This window comes from Paraburkholderia caffeinilytica (assembly GCF_003368325.1).
Taxonomy (GTDB): Bacteria; Pseudomonadota; Gammaproteobacteria; order Burkholderiales; family Burkholderiaceae; genus Paraburkholderia; species Paraburkholderia caffeinilytica.
This window is the reverse complement of the sequence record NZ_CP031467.1, coordinates 993758-1010382: the sequence shown is the minus strand read 5'-3', so window position 1 is coordinate 1010382 and position 16625 is coordinate 993758. Positions and strand designations below refer to the sequence as shown.

General features: G+C 62.2%; 13 protein-coding genes and 1 tRNA gene. 8 read left to right on the top strand and 6 right to left on the bottom strand.

Features of this window, described 5'->3' with window-relative positions; all coding sequences use genetic code 11:
• Positions 1–98: 98 nt before the first annotated feature.
• The 5 genes from DSC91_RS20435 to DSC91_RS20415 form a co-directional block, all read right to left on the bottom strand.
• Positions 99–1976: an ABC transporter ATP-binding protein gene (locus DSC91_RS20435; RefSeq protein WP_115780607.1), complete on the bottom strand. Its 1878-nt coding sequence runs from the start codon at positions 1974–1976 to the stop codon at positions 99–101.
• Between the two features lie 527 nt (positions 1977–2503).
• A tRNA-Val gene (locus DSC91_RS20430) sits at positions 2504–2578 on the bottom strand.
• A gap of 48 nt (positions 2579–2626) precedes the next feature.
• Positions 2627–3361 (bottom strand): DNA polymerase III subunit epsilon, encoded by a 735-nt coding sequence (gene dnaQ, locus DSC91_RS20425; protein ID WP_115780606.1) that lies wholly within the window; start codon positions 3359–3361, stop codon positions 2627–2629.
• Between the two features lie 62 nt (positions 3362–3423).
• Positions 3424–3870 carry a ribonuclease HI gene (gene rnhA, locus DSC91_RS20420; RefSeq protein WP_115780605.1) on the bottom strand — a complete coding sequence of 149 codons (447 nt, stop codon included), beginning with the start codon at positions 3868–3870 and terminating at the stop codon, positions 3424–3426.
• Positions 3867–4730, bottom strand: a complete 864-nt coding sequence (locus DSC91_RS20415; protein WP_115780604.1) for a class I SAM-dependent methyltransferase — start codon at positions 4728–4730, stop codon at positions 3867–3869. Before DSC91_RS20415 ends, rnhA begins: the two co-directional genes overlap by 4 nt.
• Before the next feature lie 19 nt (positions 4731–4749).
• Here DSC91_RS20415 and gloB point away from each other — a divergent pair, with 19 nt between their 5' ends.
• The 7 genes from gloB to DSC91_RS20380 all read left to right on the top strand — a co-directional run bounded on the left by gloB (position 4750) and on the right by DSC91_RS20380 (position 15018).
• Positions 4750–5541 carry a hydroxyacylglutathione hydrolase gene (gloB, locus tag DSC91_RS20410; RefSeq protein WP_115780603.1) on the top strand — a complete coding sequence of 264 codons (792 nt, stop codon included), beginning with the start codon at positions 4750–4752 and terminating at the stop codon, positions 5539–5541.
• A gap of 156 nt (positions 5542–5697) precedes the next feature.
• Positions 5698–7392: a transglycosylase SLT domain-containing protein gene (locus DSC91_RS20405; RefSeq protein ID WP_115780602.1), complete on the top strand. Its 1695-nt coding sequence runs from the start codon at positions 5698–5700 to the stop codon at positions 7390–7392.
• A gap of 201 nt (positions 7393–7593) precedes the next feature.
• Complete coding sequence (locus tag DSC91_RS20400) at positions 7594–8835, top strand: MFS transporter (RefSeq protein WP_115783384.1); 1242 nt, start codon at positions 7594–7596, stop codon at positions 8833–8835.
• A 428-nt stretch (positions 8836–9263) separates the two neighbouring features.
• Positions 9264–10418 (top strand): glutamine-hydrolyzing carbamoyl-phosphate synthase small subunit, encoded by a 1155-nt coding sequence (gene carA / locus DSC91_RS20395; RefSeq protein ID WP_115780601.1) that lies wholly within the window; start codon positions 9264–9266, stop codon positions 10416–10418.
• Between the two features lie 188 nt (positions 10419–10606).
• Positions 10607–13861 (top strand): carbamoyl-phosphate synthase large subunit, encoded by a 3255-nt coding sequence (gene carB, locus DSC91_RS20390; protein WP_115780600.1) that lies wholly within the window; start codon positions 10607–10609, stop codon positions 13859–13861.
• 150 nt (positions 13862–14011) lie between these two features.
• Positions 14012–14488, top strand: coding sequence for a transcription elongation factor GreA (gene greA / locus DSC91_RS20385; RefSeq protein WP_115780599.1), 477 nt, complete (start codon positions 14012–14014; stop codon positions 14486–14488).
• A 20-nt stretch (positions 14489–14508) separates the two neighbouring features.
• Positions 14509–15018 carry a DUF4149 domain-containing protein gene (locus DSC91_RS20380; RefSeq protein WP_115780598.1) on the top strand — a complete coding sequence of 170 codons (510 nt, stop codon included), beginning with the start codon at positions 14509–14511 and terminating at the stop codon, positions 15016–15018.
• 177 nt (positions 15019–15195) lie between these two features.
• On the opposite strand, the gene DSC91_RS20375 is transcribed toward DSC91_RS20380, so the two are convergent.
• On the bottom strand, positions 15196–15726 hold the full coding sequence (locus DSC91_RS20375) for a YhbY family RNA-binding protein (protein WP_115780597.1): 531 nt from the start codon (positions 15724–15726) through the stop codon (positions 15196–15198).
• A gap of 182 nt (positions 15727–15908) precedes the next feature.
• Between DSC91_RS20375 and DSC91_RS20370 the strand changes: the two genes are divergently transcribed.
• Complete coding sequence (locus DSC91_RS20370) at positions 15909–16571, top strand: RlmE family RNA methyltransferase (RefSeq protein ID WP_115780596.1); 663 nt, start codon at positions 15909–15911, stop codon at positions 16569–16571.
• Positions 16572–16625: the final 54 nt, after the last annotated feature.

Genomic DNA, 16625 nt, shown 5'->3' with positions numbered 1-16625 from the left:
AAGCTCGCGTGGACGAACGAAGAGGGGCGTGCGTGAAGCCAGCAGAAAACGCCCTTTACCGGCGGCTTCTGCAGACGTCCCGCACGCTTCCCAACAATTTACTTCTCGACCACGAGGCTTGAGTCATCGTGCCGATCGGCCTTTGCGCCATCGGTCTTGTGCATGACCTCCGAATCGCCCAAGCCCTCGATCAACGCCAGCGCCTGGCGCTCGAACAGCCGTCGGTACAGGCCGTTCTCGAGTCTGATCAGCGCCTCGTGACTGCCTTCCTCGATGACCTTGCCCTTGTCGAGCACCAGCAGCCTGTCAAGCGCTCGCACGGTGGACAGGCGATGTGCCACCACCAGCGTCGTGCGACCCATCATCAGCCGCTCCATGGCGTGCTGGATCAGCACTTCGCTTTCGCTGTCCAGGCTCGAGGTCGCCTCGTCCAGAATCAGGATCGGCGCGTCGGCGAGAAACGCCCGCGCGATCGCTACGCGCTGACGTTCGCCGCCCGAGAGCTTGATACCGCGTTCGCCCACCAGCGTGTCATAACCTTGCGGCAGCGCCGCGATAAAGTCGTGCGCACTGGCGAGCTTCGCGGCGCGTTCGATTTCAGCGCGGCTTGCGCCTGGCCGTGCATAGGCGATGTTCTCCGCCAGCGAGCGGTGAAACAGCACGGGCTCCTGCTGAACGATCGCGATCTGGCTGCGCAACGACGCCTGACGCACACGGGCGATGTCCTGGCCGTCGATCGTGATCCGGCCTTCCGAAATATCGTATAGCCGCTGGATCAGCTTGATGAAAGTCGTCTTCCCGGAACCCGAATGCCCGACCAGCCCGACGCGCTCTCCTGGCGCGATGCGTACGGAGAAGTTGTCGTAGAGCGGCGTCGCTTTCGCACCGTAGTGGAAGGTGACGTGCTCGAAGCGAATTTCGCCTTTGCCGATCGCGATCGGTCCTGCGCCAGGACGGTCTTCGATACCCAGCGGCTGGCTCTCCAGCGACACCAGTTCTTCCATGTCGTTGACCGAACGCTGCAGGTTGCGGATGTGCATGCCTACGTCGCGCAGATAGCCTTGCAGCATGAAGAACATCGTCAGCGCGAAGGTGATGTCGCCGACGCTTGCTTCGCCGCGCACCCACAACAGCAACGCGACACCGAGAATGGCGGCCTGGATCGCCACCAGCATGCCGCCCTGCACGCCGCCATTGATCGTGCCGCGTATCCACGTGCGGCGCGTGCGATGACGCCACTTGACGATCACGCGCTCGAGCAGGGCTTCTTCGCGCGCTTCGGCGCCGAACGCTTTCACCACGCCATTGCAGCTGACTGCGTCGGCGAGGGCGCCGCCCATGCGTGTGTCCCACGCGTTGGCGAGGCGTGCGGCGGGCGCGACGAAGCCGAGCGACATGGCCACGGTCACCGCGATATAGAGCACCGAACCAATACCGACGACCGCGCCCATCATCGGCCAGCGCCAGCCGAGCAGGGCCGTCGCGCCGACCAGCATGACCAGCGAGGGCAACAGCGCGACCAGCAACGTATCGTTGAGCAGATCGAGCGCCCACATGCCGCGCGTGATCTTGCGCACTGTGGAACCGGCGAAGCTGTTGGCGTGCCAGTCGGTCGAAAAGCGTTGCACGCGATGAAACGCGTTCGCGGCGATCTCGCTCATCATCTTGAGCGTCAGCCTGATGAGGTTGAAGAACACGCCTTGGCGAAGCAACTGGGCGCCGAGCCCGAGCGCGCCCAGCACGCAGAAGGCGGTAATCGCCGCGTGCCACACGACGGCGTCGCCGGCGGAGCCGGAAGCGATCGCGTCGACGAGCCGTCCCGCGAACATCGGCGTGAGTACGTCGGCCAATGCCGAGAGCAGCACCAGCGCCGCAATGACGACGATGCGCCAGGGCTGTTTGGCCCAGTGACGGAAGGTGAAGCCGAGGACGCCCTTGAAGGCTTGTCCACGAAAGTCGATTTTTTTTCTGGTCATTTGTCACAACCCGGTGGCGCGCGAGCGCACCGGGGTTCCAGTCAGAAGCGAAAGGACGAGACAGTCAAGCGAGCCGGGCCAGGTTGACAACGATGCCGGCAATAAGACTACGGACTGTCTGGAAATTGCGCGGGACGCCTGTTCAGGCAGAACCGCGTGAGCGACAACGCGACAAACTTAAGGTCGCGAGAACGGTCGTGAGACCATCCCAGGGAGAGCGATATGCACTGCGAACATGTGACGCCTCCCTGTAGTCGAATGAAGTGAAGTGAATAAAGTGGACGGGGCAGGTGCCCGAAAACTGACTATATCAGCAGTGTTTGGCGGCCGCAATCGTACGAAAGTTCGGTGTTGACTTCGAGTAAGAGCAGGCTCGGATGAGTTTCAACGGGCGTGCACGTGATCAAACCCGGCGTGCGCATGCCAAACAGAATCAAACGCAATCCAGCAGAAAGAAGCACAAACAAAAAAGCCCTCGACTTTCGTTCGAGGGCTTTCTTTTGCGGTTCTTCGGAAACCAGCGAATCTGGTGGGTGGTACAGGGATTGAACCTGTGACCCCTGCCGTGTGAAGGCAGTGCTCTACCGCTGAGCTAACCACCCGAAGAGAGCCGAATTATGTCAGGGATTTCTCGACTCGTCCAGTATTTTTTAAGTAGTTTGCTCATCCGGGGCCGGAGCCGGTTCGAGGCGCCACACACTCGTGCCTTTGACCGCTTTGTCGAGACCGTCGAGCACGGCCTGATGTTCGGCGAGTTCATCGTCGCTTGCGGCGATCACGACCAGATTCAGCGAATCGATCGCGATGCGCGGTGCGTGCGTATCGCCGCCACCGTGCGAATCGCCGAGCATGTCGATGACGAGGCTTTCCTGGCCGCGCGTCATCGCCAGATAGACCTCGGCAAGCAGTTCCGAGTCGAGCAGTGCGCCGTGCAAGGTGCGGTGTGCGTTGCTGATGCCGAAGCGGTCGCACAGCGCGTCGAGCGAATTGCGTTTTCCCGGGAACATCTGCTTGGCGCGCGCGAGCGTATCGATGATCTCGCCGCAGTAGGTTTTCACCGGCGGCAAACCCAGCAATGCAAATTCGGCATCGAGAAAGCCGATGTCGAACGGCGCGTTGTGAATGATCAGTTCCGCGTCCTGAATGAAGTCGCGAAATTGATCGGCGATCTCGGCGAACTTCGGCTTGTCGCTCAGGAACTCGGTGGTCAGCCCGTGAACCGCCAGTGCGCCCGGGTCGCTGTCGCGTTCCGGATTGATGTAGAAATGCAGGTTGTTGCCCGTGAGCCGGCGGTTCACCATTTCGACGCAACCGAGTTCGAGGATCCGGTCGCCGGTTCGTGCATTCAGGCCGGTGGTTTCGGTATCGAGGATGAGTTGACGCATGTCGGATTAGCCTGCTCTAAGAAAATCAGCAAAAAAGAAGGGCGCGCGCATTACGGCACGCATCACATTTCCGCGAGCGATGCGACACCGCGATTGGCCAGTTGATCCGCGCGTTCGTTTTCCGGATGGCCGTTGTGACCGCGCACCCAGCGCCATTCGATCTCGTGCTGCGCGACGAGCGCATCGAGCCGTTTCCAGAGATCGGCGTTCTTCACCGGTTGCTTCGCGGCGGTGATCCAGCCTTTTTTCTTCCAGCCGTGAATCCATTCGCTGATGCCTTTCTGCACGTACTGCGAGTCGGTGTGCACCACGGCCTTGCAGGGGCGCTTGAGCGCCTCGAGCGCGGCAATCACGCCCATCAGTTCCATGCGGTTGTTGGTGGTGTTGGGTTCACCGCCGAACAATTCTTTTTCCTGGTCGCCGAAGCGCAGCAGCGCGCCCCAGCCGCCGCGGCCGGGGTTGCCCTTGCAGGCGCCGTCGGTATAAATATTGATGATGTCGGAAGTCATTGAGTGTGGTTGCGTGTGTTCGGAGTGGCGGCGGGCGCGAGGCCCGCGGCGAGGACGGGTTTCTTCACTTTCAGCGGGCCGACGAGGCGCATGCCACGCACGCGCTTGATCGCCTTGATCATGTAGGTGGCGCCGAAAATCGGCCACCAGCGGTCGCCGGCGGCCTCCATGAAGCCATAGCGGGACAGCCATTGCTCGCTGCCGAGCGGCGGACGATAGCAGCCGAAGCGCCCGCGTTCAAGGTCGAAACCCAGCAATTTGATCCAGTCTTTCAGGCGGGTGAAGGCGATCAGGTCGACTGCCGCGGGCACGAACGGCCGGCCGGTCATCTTGCCGACCGATTGGCGCGCGCCCCACAGCGACAGCGAATTGAAGCCGAGAATGATCAACTGGCCTTCGGGCATCAGCACGCGCTCGGCTTCGCGCAGCAGCCGGTGCGGGTCGCTCGTGAATTCCAGTGTATGCGGCATTACGATCAGGTCGACGCTTTGCGCTTCGAACGGCAAGTCGAGCAGATCGCACCAGACTGCGCTGCGCCCGGCGGGCGCGGGCAGACCCGCCGGCAAACCTTGCACGGCGCCGTTGCCCATGCCTTTGCCCGAGCCATTCCCCGCGCGCCCCAGGTCGCGCGGAAAAGTGTAGGGCGCGCTCGCGCCGCTTGCTGCGTCGAGCACGAGTCCGCGGCACGGCATGCGGTTTTCGCGCAAGGCGTCGAGCTGCGGCAGGCCGAGCTGCAGCGCATGGTAACCGAACACGTCGGACACCACGCGATCGAGCTGGGTCTGTTCCCACTCGAGTACGTAGCGGCCGGGTGGCGAATCGGTCCAGGCAGGCCAGTCTATAATCGATCGATCAGTCATATCAGAGAATGCTTCGCCTATGAATGCGCTCGAGTACGTTCCGGTCCCGGCGTTTGAAGACAACTACATCTGGGTCGTTTCCGACGGGCATCACGCGGTGGTCGTCGATCCGGGTGAGGCCGCCCCCGTGCGCGCGTATCTCGCGAAACGGGGTTGGCGGCTGAGCGCTATTTTACTCACGCACCATCACCAAGACCATGTCGGTGGGGTGGCCGATCTGCTGAACGGCCAGGCCGTTCCCGTGTACGGCCCCGCCGGTGAGGCGATCCAGCATCTCACCCATCGTCTCAAAAACGGCGATCACGTGACGATTGCAGCACCCGCGCTCGAGTTCAGCGTGCTCGACGTGCCCGGTCATACGAGCGGTCATATTGCCTATTTTCAGGCGGCCGACCCGCGCGGCACGCCGCACGTGTTTTGTGGCGACACGTTGTTCGCATGCGGCTGCGGCCGCTTGTTCGAGGGCACGCCCACACAGATGCTGGCGTCGCTGGATTCGTTGGCCGCGCTGCCCGGCGCGACTGAGGTGCATTGCGCGCACGAGTACACGTTGTCGAACATCCGCTTCGCGCTCGCCTGCGAGCCGGGCAACGCCGAACTGCAAGCCTGGCGTGATACGGCGAGCGGGTTGCGTGCGCGCCATGTGCCGACGCTGCCCACCACCATCGCTCATGAACGTGCCGTGAATCCATTTTTGCGCGCCGACAGTCCGGAGATTCGAGCCACCCTGCAGGAGCAGTTACACGAAAAAGTGTCCGATCGTTTAGCAGCATTTACGCTGATGCGGGAGTGGAAAAACCGTTTCCGTTGACCTGTGCGGCATCAGGGGATTCCTCAAGCGAAGAATCGAAAAAATTCGCCAAGCCCAAGATTTCCTTGATATTTTTCGTAATTTCCGATTGACGTAAACGTTGCCGTTTCGTACTATCGGCTGCAAATTCCAGCCCTTGTGGAAGCCGAGACGTTCATGCGATTTATCTTTAGTGCGTTGTTGGTCCTGACACTCGCCGCTTGCGCGAGTCAGGGACCTGCGACGAATAGTTCCACCACCGCAACAAACCCCGCCAGTCAGGAAGCCGTAGCCGACGCCCTTCGCAAGACAGCCACCGCCAAAGAGACGATCAACGTCGACCAAGGCTCGGTCACTCAACTGACGAGCGCTGACGCCGACCTGTGGGGCCGCATTCGCCGTGGTTTCCAGATGCCGGATCTGCAGACCGACCTGGTCGATATGCAGGTCAACTGGTATGCGCAACGCCCGGACTACGTTCAGCGCATGACCGAGCGCTCGCAGAAGTACCTGTACCACATCGTCGAAGAGCTCGAGGCGCGCCATATGCCGACCGAGCTCGCCTTGCTGCCGTTCATCGAGTCCGCGTACAGCCCGCAGGCCTTGTCGGTGGCGAAGGCGGCCGGCATGTGGCAGTTCATGCCGGGCACGGGCCGCACCTACAACCTCAAGCAGAACATGTGGCAGGACGAGCGCCGCGACGTGCTGGCCTCGACCAGCGCCGCGCTCGACTACCTCTCGCGTCTGCATGACATGTTCGGCGACTGGCAACTGGCGCTCGCCGCCTACAACTGGGGCGAGGGTAACGTGCAGCGCGCGATCGCGCGCAACGAAGCGGCGGGGCTGCCTACCGACTATCTCAGCCTGCGCATGCCGAACGAGACGCGCAACTACGTGCCCAAGCTGCAAGCGGTGAAGAACATCGTGACGAACCCGCAGATGTACGGGCTCACGCTGCCGTCGATTCCGAACCATCCGTATTTCGTGACGGTCACGACCTCGCACGACATCGACGTGGATATGGCCGCGAAACTCGCGAACCTGTCGCTGGACGAATTCCGCTCGCTGAATCCATCGTTCAGGAAGCCGGTGATTCTCGGCACCACGCAGCCGCAGATCCTGCTGCCGTTCGACAACGCCAGCGCCTTCGAACGCAATCTGAAAACCTATTCCGGTTCGCTGTCGTCCTGGACCACGTACACGGTCACGGAGCGTTCGGCGCCGGCGGCGATCGCGCAAAAGATCGGCGTCGACGCGGACACACTGATGGAAGTGAACAAGATTCCGGCGGGCATGCGTTTGAAACCGGGCTCGACGATCGTGGTGCCGCGTGCCTCGGACGACGACGAAGACATCAGCGCCGACGTTGCCGAAAGCGCCGTGCTCGCCATGGAGCCCGACGTTCCCGACACCCGCAAGATGCTGATCCGCGTGCGTCGAAATCAGTCCATGGCCGCCATCGCAGTGCGTTACGGCGTCTCGATCGGTCAGTTGAAAGCATGGAATCGCACGCATCGCGATCAGGTTTCGCGTGGCCAGGTAATCGTGCTGCACGTGCCGGTCGGCAAGGCAATGCCGAGCGAACCGGGTCCGGAGCGCATCGCGACCGACGTGCAGGGTGGCGGCGTCGAGAAGATCGGCACCCGCGTCGCAGACACGAAGAACGATTCGCGCTACGATAAGAAGAAGGGTCGTGGTCACTCCGCCGTGGTAAAGGTGTCTGAGCCGGTGGGTAAAGCGAGCAAGCCGACAGCGTCCGCCGTCAGCAAGGGCAAGGTGGCGAAAGTGTCGGCTTCCACGTCCAGCAAGGCGTCGAAGGCTGCGGCAGATAGCCGCCAGAAGACCGCGGCCAACGCGAAGAAGGGTAAGTAGACCAAAAAGCGGCTCCACGGTAGTGACCACATGCGTTGCGGGGGCAGCGCATGAATTGCGCTCCGATCACGCACCGTGTTATTCCGACGCCGTCACCTTAGGGTGACGGCGTTTTTCATTCTGCAGATCAATTCGGGCGAATATCGCGCATTTCATTTATCGTTCGTGCTCGGGCCGTGCCGGCCGCTCATCTCAACGCTCATGTCGTCGACCCAGTTGCGCGTTTTTCTCCTGTTTTCCGCCGGTTATTTCGTTTCGTACGTGTTTCGTGGCGTCAATCTGGGCTTTGCGCCCTTCATCACGCATGACCTCGGCTTGTCGGCCACGGATCTCGGCTTGCTGACCAGTCTGTATTTTCTCGGCTTCGCGGGCGCGCAGATTCCGGCTGGCGTATTGCTCGATCACTTTGGCGCACGCCGGGTGACGGCACTCACCTTGCTATGTGCCGCGCTGGGAATCTGGGTGTTTGGTGCGGCGCACAGCGTGGGCGCGATGATGGCCGGGCGCCTGCTGATCGGCGTCGGCGTGTCCGTGTGTCTCGGCGCCGCCTTCAAGGCGCTGGCGCAGCATTTCCCGTCGGCGCGGCTGCCGCTGATGAACGGGCTGGTGATGGCGATCGGCGGTTTCGGTGGCGTGATGGTCGGTTCGCCGCTCACGTGGGTGCTGAGCTTCGTCAGTTGGCGCGGGGTTTGCGTCGGTTTGGGCCTGCTGACGGTCCTGGTGGCCGTGGCGCAGTGGACCCTCGTGCCGGACGCGGAGGAAACCCATCGCCAGGCCAGTCTCGGTGCCCAGTTCAAGGGCACGTTGCATATCTTGAGGAGCGCGGCGTTCTGGAAGATCGCCTCGTTTTCGGTCGTGACACAAGGCGTGTTCTATGCGATGCAGTCGTTGTGGGTCGGCGCCTGGTTGCGCGACGTGCAGGGCTTCGCGCCGCGTGAAGCCGCTGCGCTGGTGTCGATTCTCGGCTTCGCGATGATGGCCGGCTGCGTGAGCTTCGGTGCGGCGGCACGCGGCCTGGAGCGGCGCGGCGTCTCGCTGCATGTGTTTTGCGGCATCGGCATGGCGCTGTTCGTCGTCACCCAGCTGCTGATCATGTTCAATGCGCCGCTGCCCGCGAGCCTGCTGTGGGCGGCGTACGGGATCTTCGGCGGTACTGGGATTCTCAGCTATGCGGTGATGGCGCGGCACTTCCCGGCGCAGATGATCGGCCGGGTGAATACGACGCTGACGCTGATTATCTTTCTGCTGATTTTTGGCTTCCAGATCGGCGTCGGGGCAGTGCTGTCGCACTGGCCGGCCAGTGGCGGACATTATCCGGCTGCCGCCCATCTGAGCGCCTGGGGCATTCTGATGGTGCTGCAAGTGCTGAGCGCGATCTGGTACGTATTGCCCAGCGGCACACGGCTTCAGCCGGCGCACCTGCACGGCGAACAGCAAATTTAAGGCCGTCGCACAGGGTTTGCCGGGCGGCGTCATATTTACCGGCTCTATCCCGATTCTGTCCCATGCAAATTATGTCTGGCGACTTCTGAGCCTTGTGCCGCAAGGCTTCAAGCGGTTTTGGCGCGTGCTCGGCCAGGTCGGCTTCTCATCTCGGATTTGGAGGGAAGGGTAGTTTCACGCTATAATTTCAAGGTTTGAGCTTATCAACCCGCACCCTAGCGCCTACCTCTCCCATACCGTTCATCCGCCGCGCGCTTTTGACGCTCCGCACCCCAGCCGATCCGTCCACACAATGGACTCATCGCGCCCCTTGCGACGTCATCGGCAGTACGCGAGCGAGTCTGCGCGCGCATCCTGCCGATGCGTTTCGCTGCGGCTCGCAGTCGGATAGACAGGTCGGCAACAGGGTGTTCCCCAAGGAGTCTCCCGTGTTGCCGTCATTTTCTCCCGCTTTGCTCGCACTCGCCGACGGCACGGTCTTTCGTGGTTACTCGATCGGCGCCCCCGGGCATACGATCGGCGAAGTCGTGTTCAACACCGCTATCACCGGCTATCAGGAAATCCTGACCGACCCGAGCTACGCGCGCCAGATCGTGACCCTCACGTATCCGCACATCGGCAACGTCGGCGTGAATGCCGAAGACGTCGAAGCCACGAAAGTCCATGCCGCCGGCCTGATCATCCGCGACCTGCCGGTTCTCGCGTCGAATTTCCGTCTGGAGCGCACGCTCCCGCAATACCTGAAGGACGAAGGCGTGGTCGCCATCGCCGGTCTCGACACCCGCATGCTGACTCGCGTGCTGCGCGACAAGGGTGCGCAGAACGGCGCGATTCTCGCCGGTTCGGATGACGAAGCGAAGGCAATCGAACTCGCGCGTTCGTTCCCGGGTTTGTCGGGCATGGACCTCGCGAAGGTCGTGTCGACGAAGGAGCGCTACGAATGGACCCAGACCGAATGGCGTCTGGGCACCGGCTACGGCACGCAGAACGCGCCGAAGTACCGCGTGGTCGCGTTCGACTACGGCGTGAAGTACAACATTCTGCGCATGCTGGCTGAGCGCGGCTGCCACGTCACGGTGCTGCCGGCAGAGGCTTCCGCGGCCGACGCGCTGGCGCTCGACCCGGACGGCATTTTCCTGTCGAACGGTCCCGGCGATCCGGAACCGTGCGACTACGCGATTCGCGCCACCAAAGAACTGATCGAGCGCGGCATTCCGACCTTCGGCATCTGCCTTGGCCACCAGATCATGGGCCTCGCCGTCGGCGCGAAGACCATGAAGATGAAGACCGGCCATCACGGCGCGAACCATCCGGTGAAGGATCTGGGCGACGGCCGCGTGGTGATCACGTCGCAGAACCACGGCTTCGCGGTCGACGCCGACACGCTGCCGGCCAATGCCAAGGTCACGCACATCTCGTTGTTCGACGGCACGCTGCAGGGTTTCGCGCTGACCGACAAGCCGGCGTTCTGCTTCCAGGGCCACCCGGAAGCGTCGCCTGGTCCGCACGACATCGCTTATCTGTTCGACCGCTTCACCGCGTTGATGGATACGAAGAAGGCCGGCAAAAGCGCGGCGGCGTAAGGCTGGCACAGCGGCTCGGCGCCGTGGGCCTGCCTTGGAGCGGCCCGGCGGCGCGCGGCTCGCCACGCGATCAGCGCCCTCGGCGCATGCAGGACGAGCCGCACGGAACAGAGCAAAGCAGAGCGCGCGCAACGCAGTAACGACGCGCGCCGACGGAAAGAATTCAGGAATACATTAGCGAGAGCGTTATGCCCAAGCGGACAGACATCAAGAGCATCCTCATCATCGGCGCGGGTCCGATCATCATCGGCCAGGCGTGCGAGTTCGACTACTCGGGCGCACAGGCATGCAAGGCGCTGCGTGAGGAAGGCTACAAGGTCATTCTCGTCAACAGCAATCCGGCGACGATCATGACCGACCCGAACACGGCCGACGTGACCTACATCGAGCCGATCACGTGGGAAGTGGTGGAGCGCATCATCGCCAAGGAGCGCCCGGACGCGATCCTGCCGACGATGGGCGGCCAGACCGCATTGAACTGCGCGCTGGATCTCCACGCGCACGGCGTGCTGGACAAGTACAAGGTCGAGCTGATCGGCGCCTCGCCGGAAGCGATCGACAAGGCGGAAGACCGCCAGAAGTTCAAAGACGCGATGACCAAGATCGGCCTCGGTTCGGCCAAGTCGGGCACCGCGCATTCCATGGAAGAAGCGCTGCAGGTGCAGGCCAGGATCGCAGGCGAAACGGGCAGCGGCGGCTATCCGGTCGTGATCCGTCCGTCGTTCACGCTGGGCGGCTCGGGCGGCGGCATCGCGTACAACCGCGACGAATTCGAAGAGATCTGCAAGCGCGGTCTCGACCTGTCGCCCACGCGCGAGCTGCTGATCGAAGAATCGCTGCTCGGCTGGAAAGAGTACGAGATGGAAGTGGTCCGCGACAAGAAGGACAACTGCATCATCGTCTGCTCGATCGAAAACCTGGACCCGATGGGCATCCACACGGGCGACTCGATCACCGTCGCACCGGCGCAAACGCTGACCGACAAGGAATACCAGATCCTGCGTAACGCTTCGCTCGCCGTGCTGCGCGAGATCGGTGTGGACACGGGCGGCTCGAACGTGCAGTTCTCGATCAACCCGAAAGACGGCCGGATGATCGTGATCGAAATGAATCCGCGCGTGTCGCGTTCGTCGGCATTGGCGTCGAAGGCCACCGGCTTCCCGATCGCCAAGGTCGCGGCGAAGCTGGCCGTCGGCTACACGCTCGACGAGTTGAAGAACGAAATCACCGGCGGCCAGACCCCGGCCTCGTTCGAACCGACGATCGACTACGTCGTCACCAAGATTCCGCGTTTCGCGTTCGAGAAATTCCGCGAAGCCGATGCGCGCCTGACTACGCAGATGAAGTCGGTCGGCGAAGTGATGGCGATTGGCCGCACCTTCCAGGAATCGTTCCAGAAGGCGTTGCGCGGTCTCGAAGTCGGCGTCGACGGTCTGGACGAAAAGACCGCCAACCGCGACGAGATCATCCGCGAGATCGGCGAAGCCGGCCCGGATCGCATCTGGTATGTCGGCGACGCATTCCGTGTCGGCATGACGGCCGAAGAGATCTTCGAGGAGACCTCGATCGACCCGTGGTTCCTCGCGCAGATCGAACAGATCATCCTGAAGGAAAAGGCGCTGGCGGGCCGTACGCTGGCGAGCCTGTCGAAGGAAGAACTCAAGTATCTGAAGCAAAGCGGTTTCTCGGACCGCCGCTTGGCGAAGCTGCTCGGCGCGAAGCCGGCCGAGGTGCGTCAGCGCCGTATCGAGTTGAACGTGCGCCCCGTGTACAAGCGCGTCGACACGTGCGCGGCCGAGTTCGCCACGAAAACCGCCTACATGTACTCGACCTATGAGGAAGAGTGCGAAGCGAACCCCACGAACAACAAGAAGATCATGGTGCTGGGCGGCGGCCCGAACCGGATCGGCCAGGGTATCGAGTTCGACTACTGCTGCGTGCACGCCGCGCTCGCCATGCGCGAAGACGGCTACGAAACGATCATGGTCAACTGCAACCCTGAAACCGTTTCGACCGACTACGACACGTCCGATCGTCTGTACTTCGAATCGCTGACGCTCGAAGACGTGCTCGAAATCGTCGACAAGGAAAAGCCGGTCGGCGTGATCGTGCAATACGGCGGTCAAACGCCGCTGAAGCTCGCACTCGATCTCGAAGCGAACGGTGTGCCGATCGTCGGCACGTCGCCGGACATGATCGACGCCGCGGAAGACCGCGAGCGTTTCCAGAAGCTGCTGCAGGACCTCGGCCTGCGCCAGCCGCCGAACCGCACCGCGCGTGCCGAAGACGAAGCGCTCAAGCTCGCCGAGGAAATCGGCTATCCGCTGGTGGTGCGTCCTTCGTACGTGCTGGGTGGTCGCGCGATGGAAATCGTCCACGAGCCGCGTGACCTCGAGCGCTACATGCGCGAGGCCGTGAAGGTGTCGAACGATTCGCCGGTGCTGCTCGACCGCTTCCTGAACGACGCGATCGAATGCGACGTGGATTGCATCTCCGATGGCGAGGGTGTGTTCATCGGCGGCGTGATGGAGCACATCGAGCAGGCAGGCGTGCACTCGGGCGACTCGGCTTGCTCGCTGCCGCCGTACTCGCTGTCGAAAGAAACCATTGCCGAACTGAAGCGCCAGACCGGCGCAATGGCCAAGGCGCTGAATGTGGTCGGCCTGATGAACGTGCAGTTCGCGATCCAGCAGGTGCCGAAGGCGGATGGTTCGAAAGAGGACGTGATCTACGTGCTCGAAGTGAACCCGCGTGCCTCGCGTACCGTGCCGTATGTCTCGAAGGCGACCAGCCTGCCGCTCGCCAAGATCGCCGCGCGTGCGATGGTCGGCCAGACGCTCGCGCAGCAAGGCGTGACGAAGGAAATCGATCCGCCTTACTTCAGCGTGAAGGAAGCCGTGTTCCCGTTCGTCAAGTTCCCGGCAGTCGACCCGGTGCTCGGACCGGAAATGCGCTCCACCGGTGAAGTGATGGGCGTCGGTCAGACGTTCGGCGAAGCGCTGTTCAAGTCGCAACTCGCGGCGGGTTCGCGTCTGCCGGAGTCGGGCACGGTGCTGCTGACCGTGATGGACGCCGACAAGCCGAAGGCCGTCGAAGTCGCGCGCATGCTGCACGAACTCGGCTACCCGATCGTCGCGACCAAGGGCACGGCTGCCGCGATCGAAGCGGCGGGCGTACCGGTCAAGGTCGTCAACAAGGTGAAGGACGGCCGTCCGCACATCGTCGACATGATCAAGAACGGCGAAATCGCGCTGGTCTTCACCACCGTCGACGAAACCCGTGCCGCGATCGCCGACTCGCGTTCCATCCGCATGAGCGCACAGGCGAACAAGGTCACGTACTACACGACGATGTCCGGCGCGCGGGCTGCAGTTGAAGGTTTGCGCTATTTGAAGAACCTGGAAGTCTATGATTTACAAGGCCTCCACGCTCGCCTAAACTAAGGCTTCGAATACCTGTCCAAGATGTAAGTGCCGCGGTTAAGCGGCGTTCCGCAGGTGCTGTGGTCCGGGTTTTACCCGGAGCGTCAGCCCCACGGAATGCACTTAACCGCGGTGATTTTTTTTACGGCTGTTTTTTGCATAGAGTTGTTTATGAGCACTGTTCCATTGACGAAGCGCGGCGCGGAAATGTTGCGCGATGAATTGCAGCGCCTGAAATCGGTTGAGCGTCCCTCGGTGATCAATTCGATCGCGGAAGCGCGTGCCCAGGGCGATCTGTCGGAGAACGCGGAATACGACGCGGCGAAAGAAAAGCAGGGCTTCATCGAAGGCCGTATTGCCGAAATCGAATCGAAGCTGGCCGGTGCGCAGGTGATCGACCCGGCGGCGGTGGAAGCGGATGGCCGCGTGGTGTTCGGCGCGACGGTGGAACTGGAAGACCTGGATTCGGGCGCGCCCGTGAAATATCAGATCGTCGGCGACGACGAAGCGGACATCGACCACGGTCTGATCTCGATCAGCTCGCCGATTGCGCGTGCGTTGATCGGCAAGTCGGAAGGCGACGTTGCATCGGTGCAGGCGCCGGGCGGCGTGCGCGAGTACGAAATCATCGCAGTCAGCTACGTTTGAAGGCGGCTCCGGTGTCCTTGATGCCGCATCGACTGTTCCGTCTGCTGACTGTGGTGTGGGTCGGTAGTCTGTTGACCATCGGCTATGCCGTCGCGCCGGTGTTGTTCACCTCGCTTGATCGCATGACGGCGGGCGCCGTGGCGGCGCAACTGTTTCGCATTGAGGGCGTGCTGGGGGCGGTGTGCGGCATTTTGCTGCTGGGTCTGGCGAACCTGCTGGTTCGCCGCGGCAGCGACGCTTATCGTCGTTTGCGCTGGTTGATCGCCGGTATGCTGGTGTGCGTGCTGGTGGGCTACTTTGCGTTGCAGCCGTTCATGAATGCCATGCGCATAGCCGCGCTGGAAGCGGGGAGTGATGTCGGGCATTCGGCGTATGCGACGCGCTTCGGCATTCTGCACGGCGTGTCGAGCCTGTTTTATCTGATCGAAAGCCTGCTGGGTGTGGCGCTGGTGTGGAAGCTGCCGGCGAGCGTCGGCGTCTTGACCGCTGAGCAGGGTGCTCGCAGCACTGCGGGGAAAGTAGTCAGTTGAGTGGCAAGGCTTCGGCCTGCTTGAGCGGGGTTTGCCTGTAGTGCTACACGAGCCGCGTTACCCGAGCGGCGCGACCCAAGCAGCCTCAACCCGCCTCAATCCGCCGGACCAGCCTCAACCAGCCAGCCTGAGCAGTTCTCCCAAGGTGCGGACACTGCCCGCACCCTCATCGTTGGCTTACTTCGACGACTGATACGCGCGCTTCGCGCTAGCCTGGCGCTTCTTGGCGCGCTTGATATTGCCGCCTTGCGTGACGCGTTCATTGCCGCGCACCACGACCGCCTTTGCCTTCGGCTTGCGCATCGGGATTTCGCTGGGCTTCACCACCGTGACTACGCGTGGTGCACGGCCTTTACCCGGTTTGGCTTCGACAGCGGCCTCGCGGGCGCTCGGCAGGGCGCCGCGCTTGGCCTTGGCCGCCGGCTGCACAGCTGCTTCCGGCTTCCAGATCACCAGCAGCTTGCCGATATGCTGGATCGGCGCGGCGTTCAGCGTGTCGCAGATCTGTTCGTAGATGGCAATGCGCTCCTCGCGTTCGTCGCCGAACACGCGGATCTTGATCAGTTGATGCGCGCCAAGGTGGACCTTGATTTCCGACAGCACAGCGTCGGTCAAGCCTTCGGCGCCGACGAGCACGACCGGTTTGAGCGCATGTGCCTGGGAGCGCAACTCGGCGCGTTGGTCGGAAGAGACTTTAAGGGCTGGCATGGAAAGTGGGAGACTCGACTAAAATGGCGGCACCTGCATTTCCGAGAGATTCGGCCAATAGCGCAGGGCGGCGCGTCAGAACAACAGAATCGCGGATGACTGCCAGTTTTGGCGGTGGCCGCGCGAATTAACCGCGTATTATCCCCTAAAGCGCCACATTTCGCAGCAAGAGTTCACCTTTAATGGCAAAAAACAAGTTCAACACGGCGTGGTTGCATGATCACATCAACGACCCGTACGTAAAAATGGCGCAGCGGGAGGGTTACCGCGCCCGCGCTGCCTACAAGCTGAAGGAAATCGACGAGCTGGACAAGCTCATCCGGCCGGGCCAGGTGATCGTCGACCTCGGCTCCACGCCTGGCAGCTGGAGCCAATACGCCCGTAACAAGCTGGCCAAGGGCACACAGCGCGACGCCGAGCGCGAGGGCGGCATCGACGGCACGATCATCGCGCTGGACATCCTGCCGATGGAGCCGATCGCCGACGTGCATTTCATTCAGGGCGACTTCCGCGAGGACTCGGTTCTCCACCAGTTGGAAGAATTGGTTGGAGAGCGCCAGGTTGATCTTGTAATTTCGGATATGGCGCCCAACCTGTCGGGAGTGGCGGTGGCGGATGCCGCGCGAATCGAGCATCTGTGCGATATCGCGTTGGAATTCGCACAAAACCACCTGAAGCCGGATGGCGCCCTTTTAGTCAAATGTTTTCATGGCAGCGGTTACAGCCAGATTGTCGAAAAGTTCAAGCGCCAGTTCAAGGTGGTGGCGGCCCGCAAGCCGAAAGCCTCGCGGGACAAATCGTCAGAAACGTTTATTTTGGGTAAGCATCTGAAGCGGTCCGCATAGATGTGCTGCAGGAAGGTTCCGCATCTGCCGATAATGTGCTGACACACTGGAAAT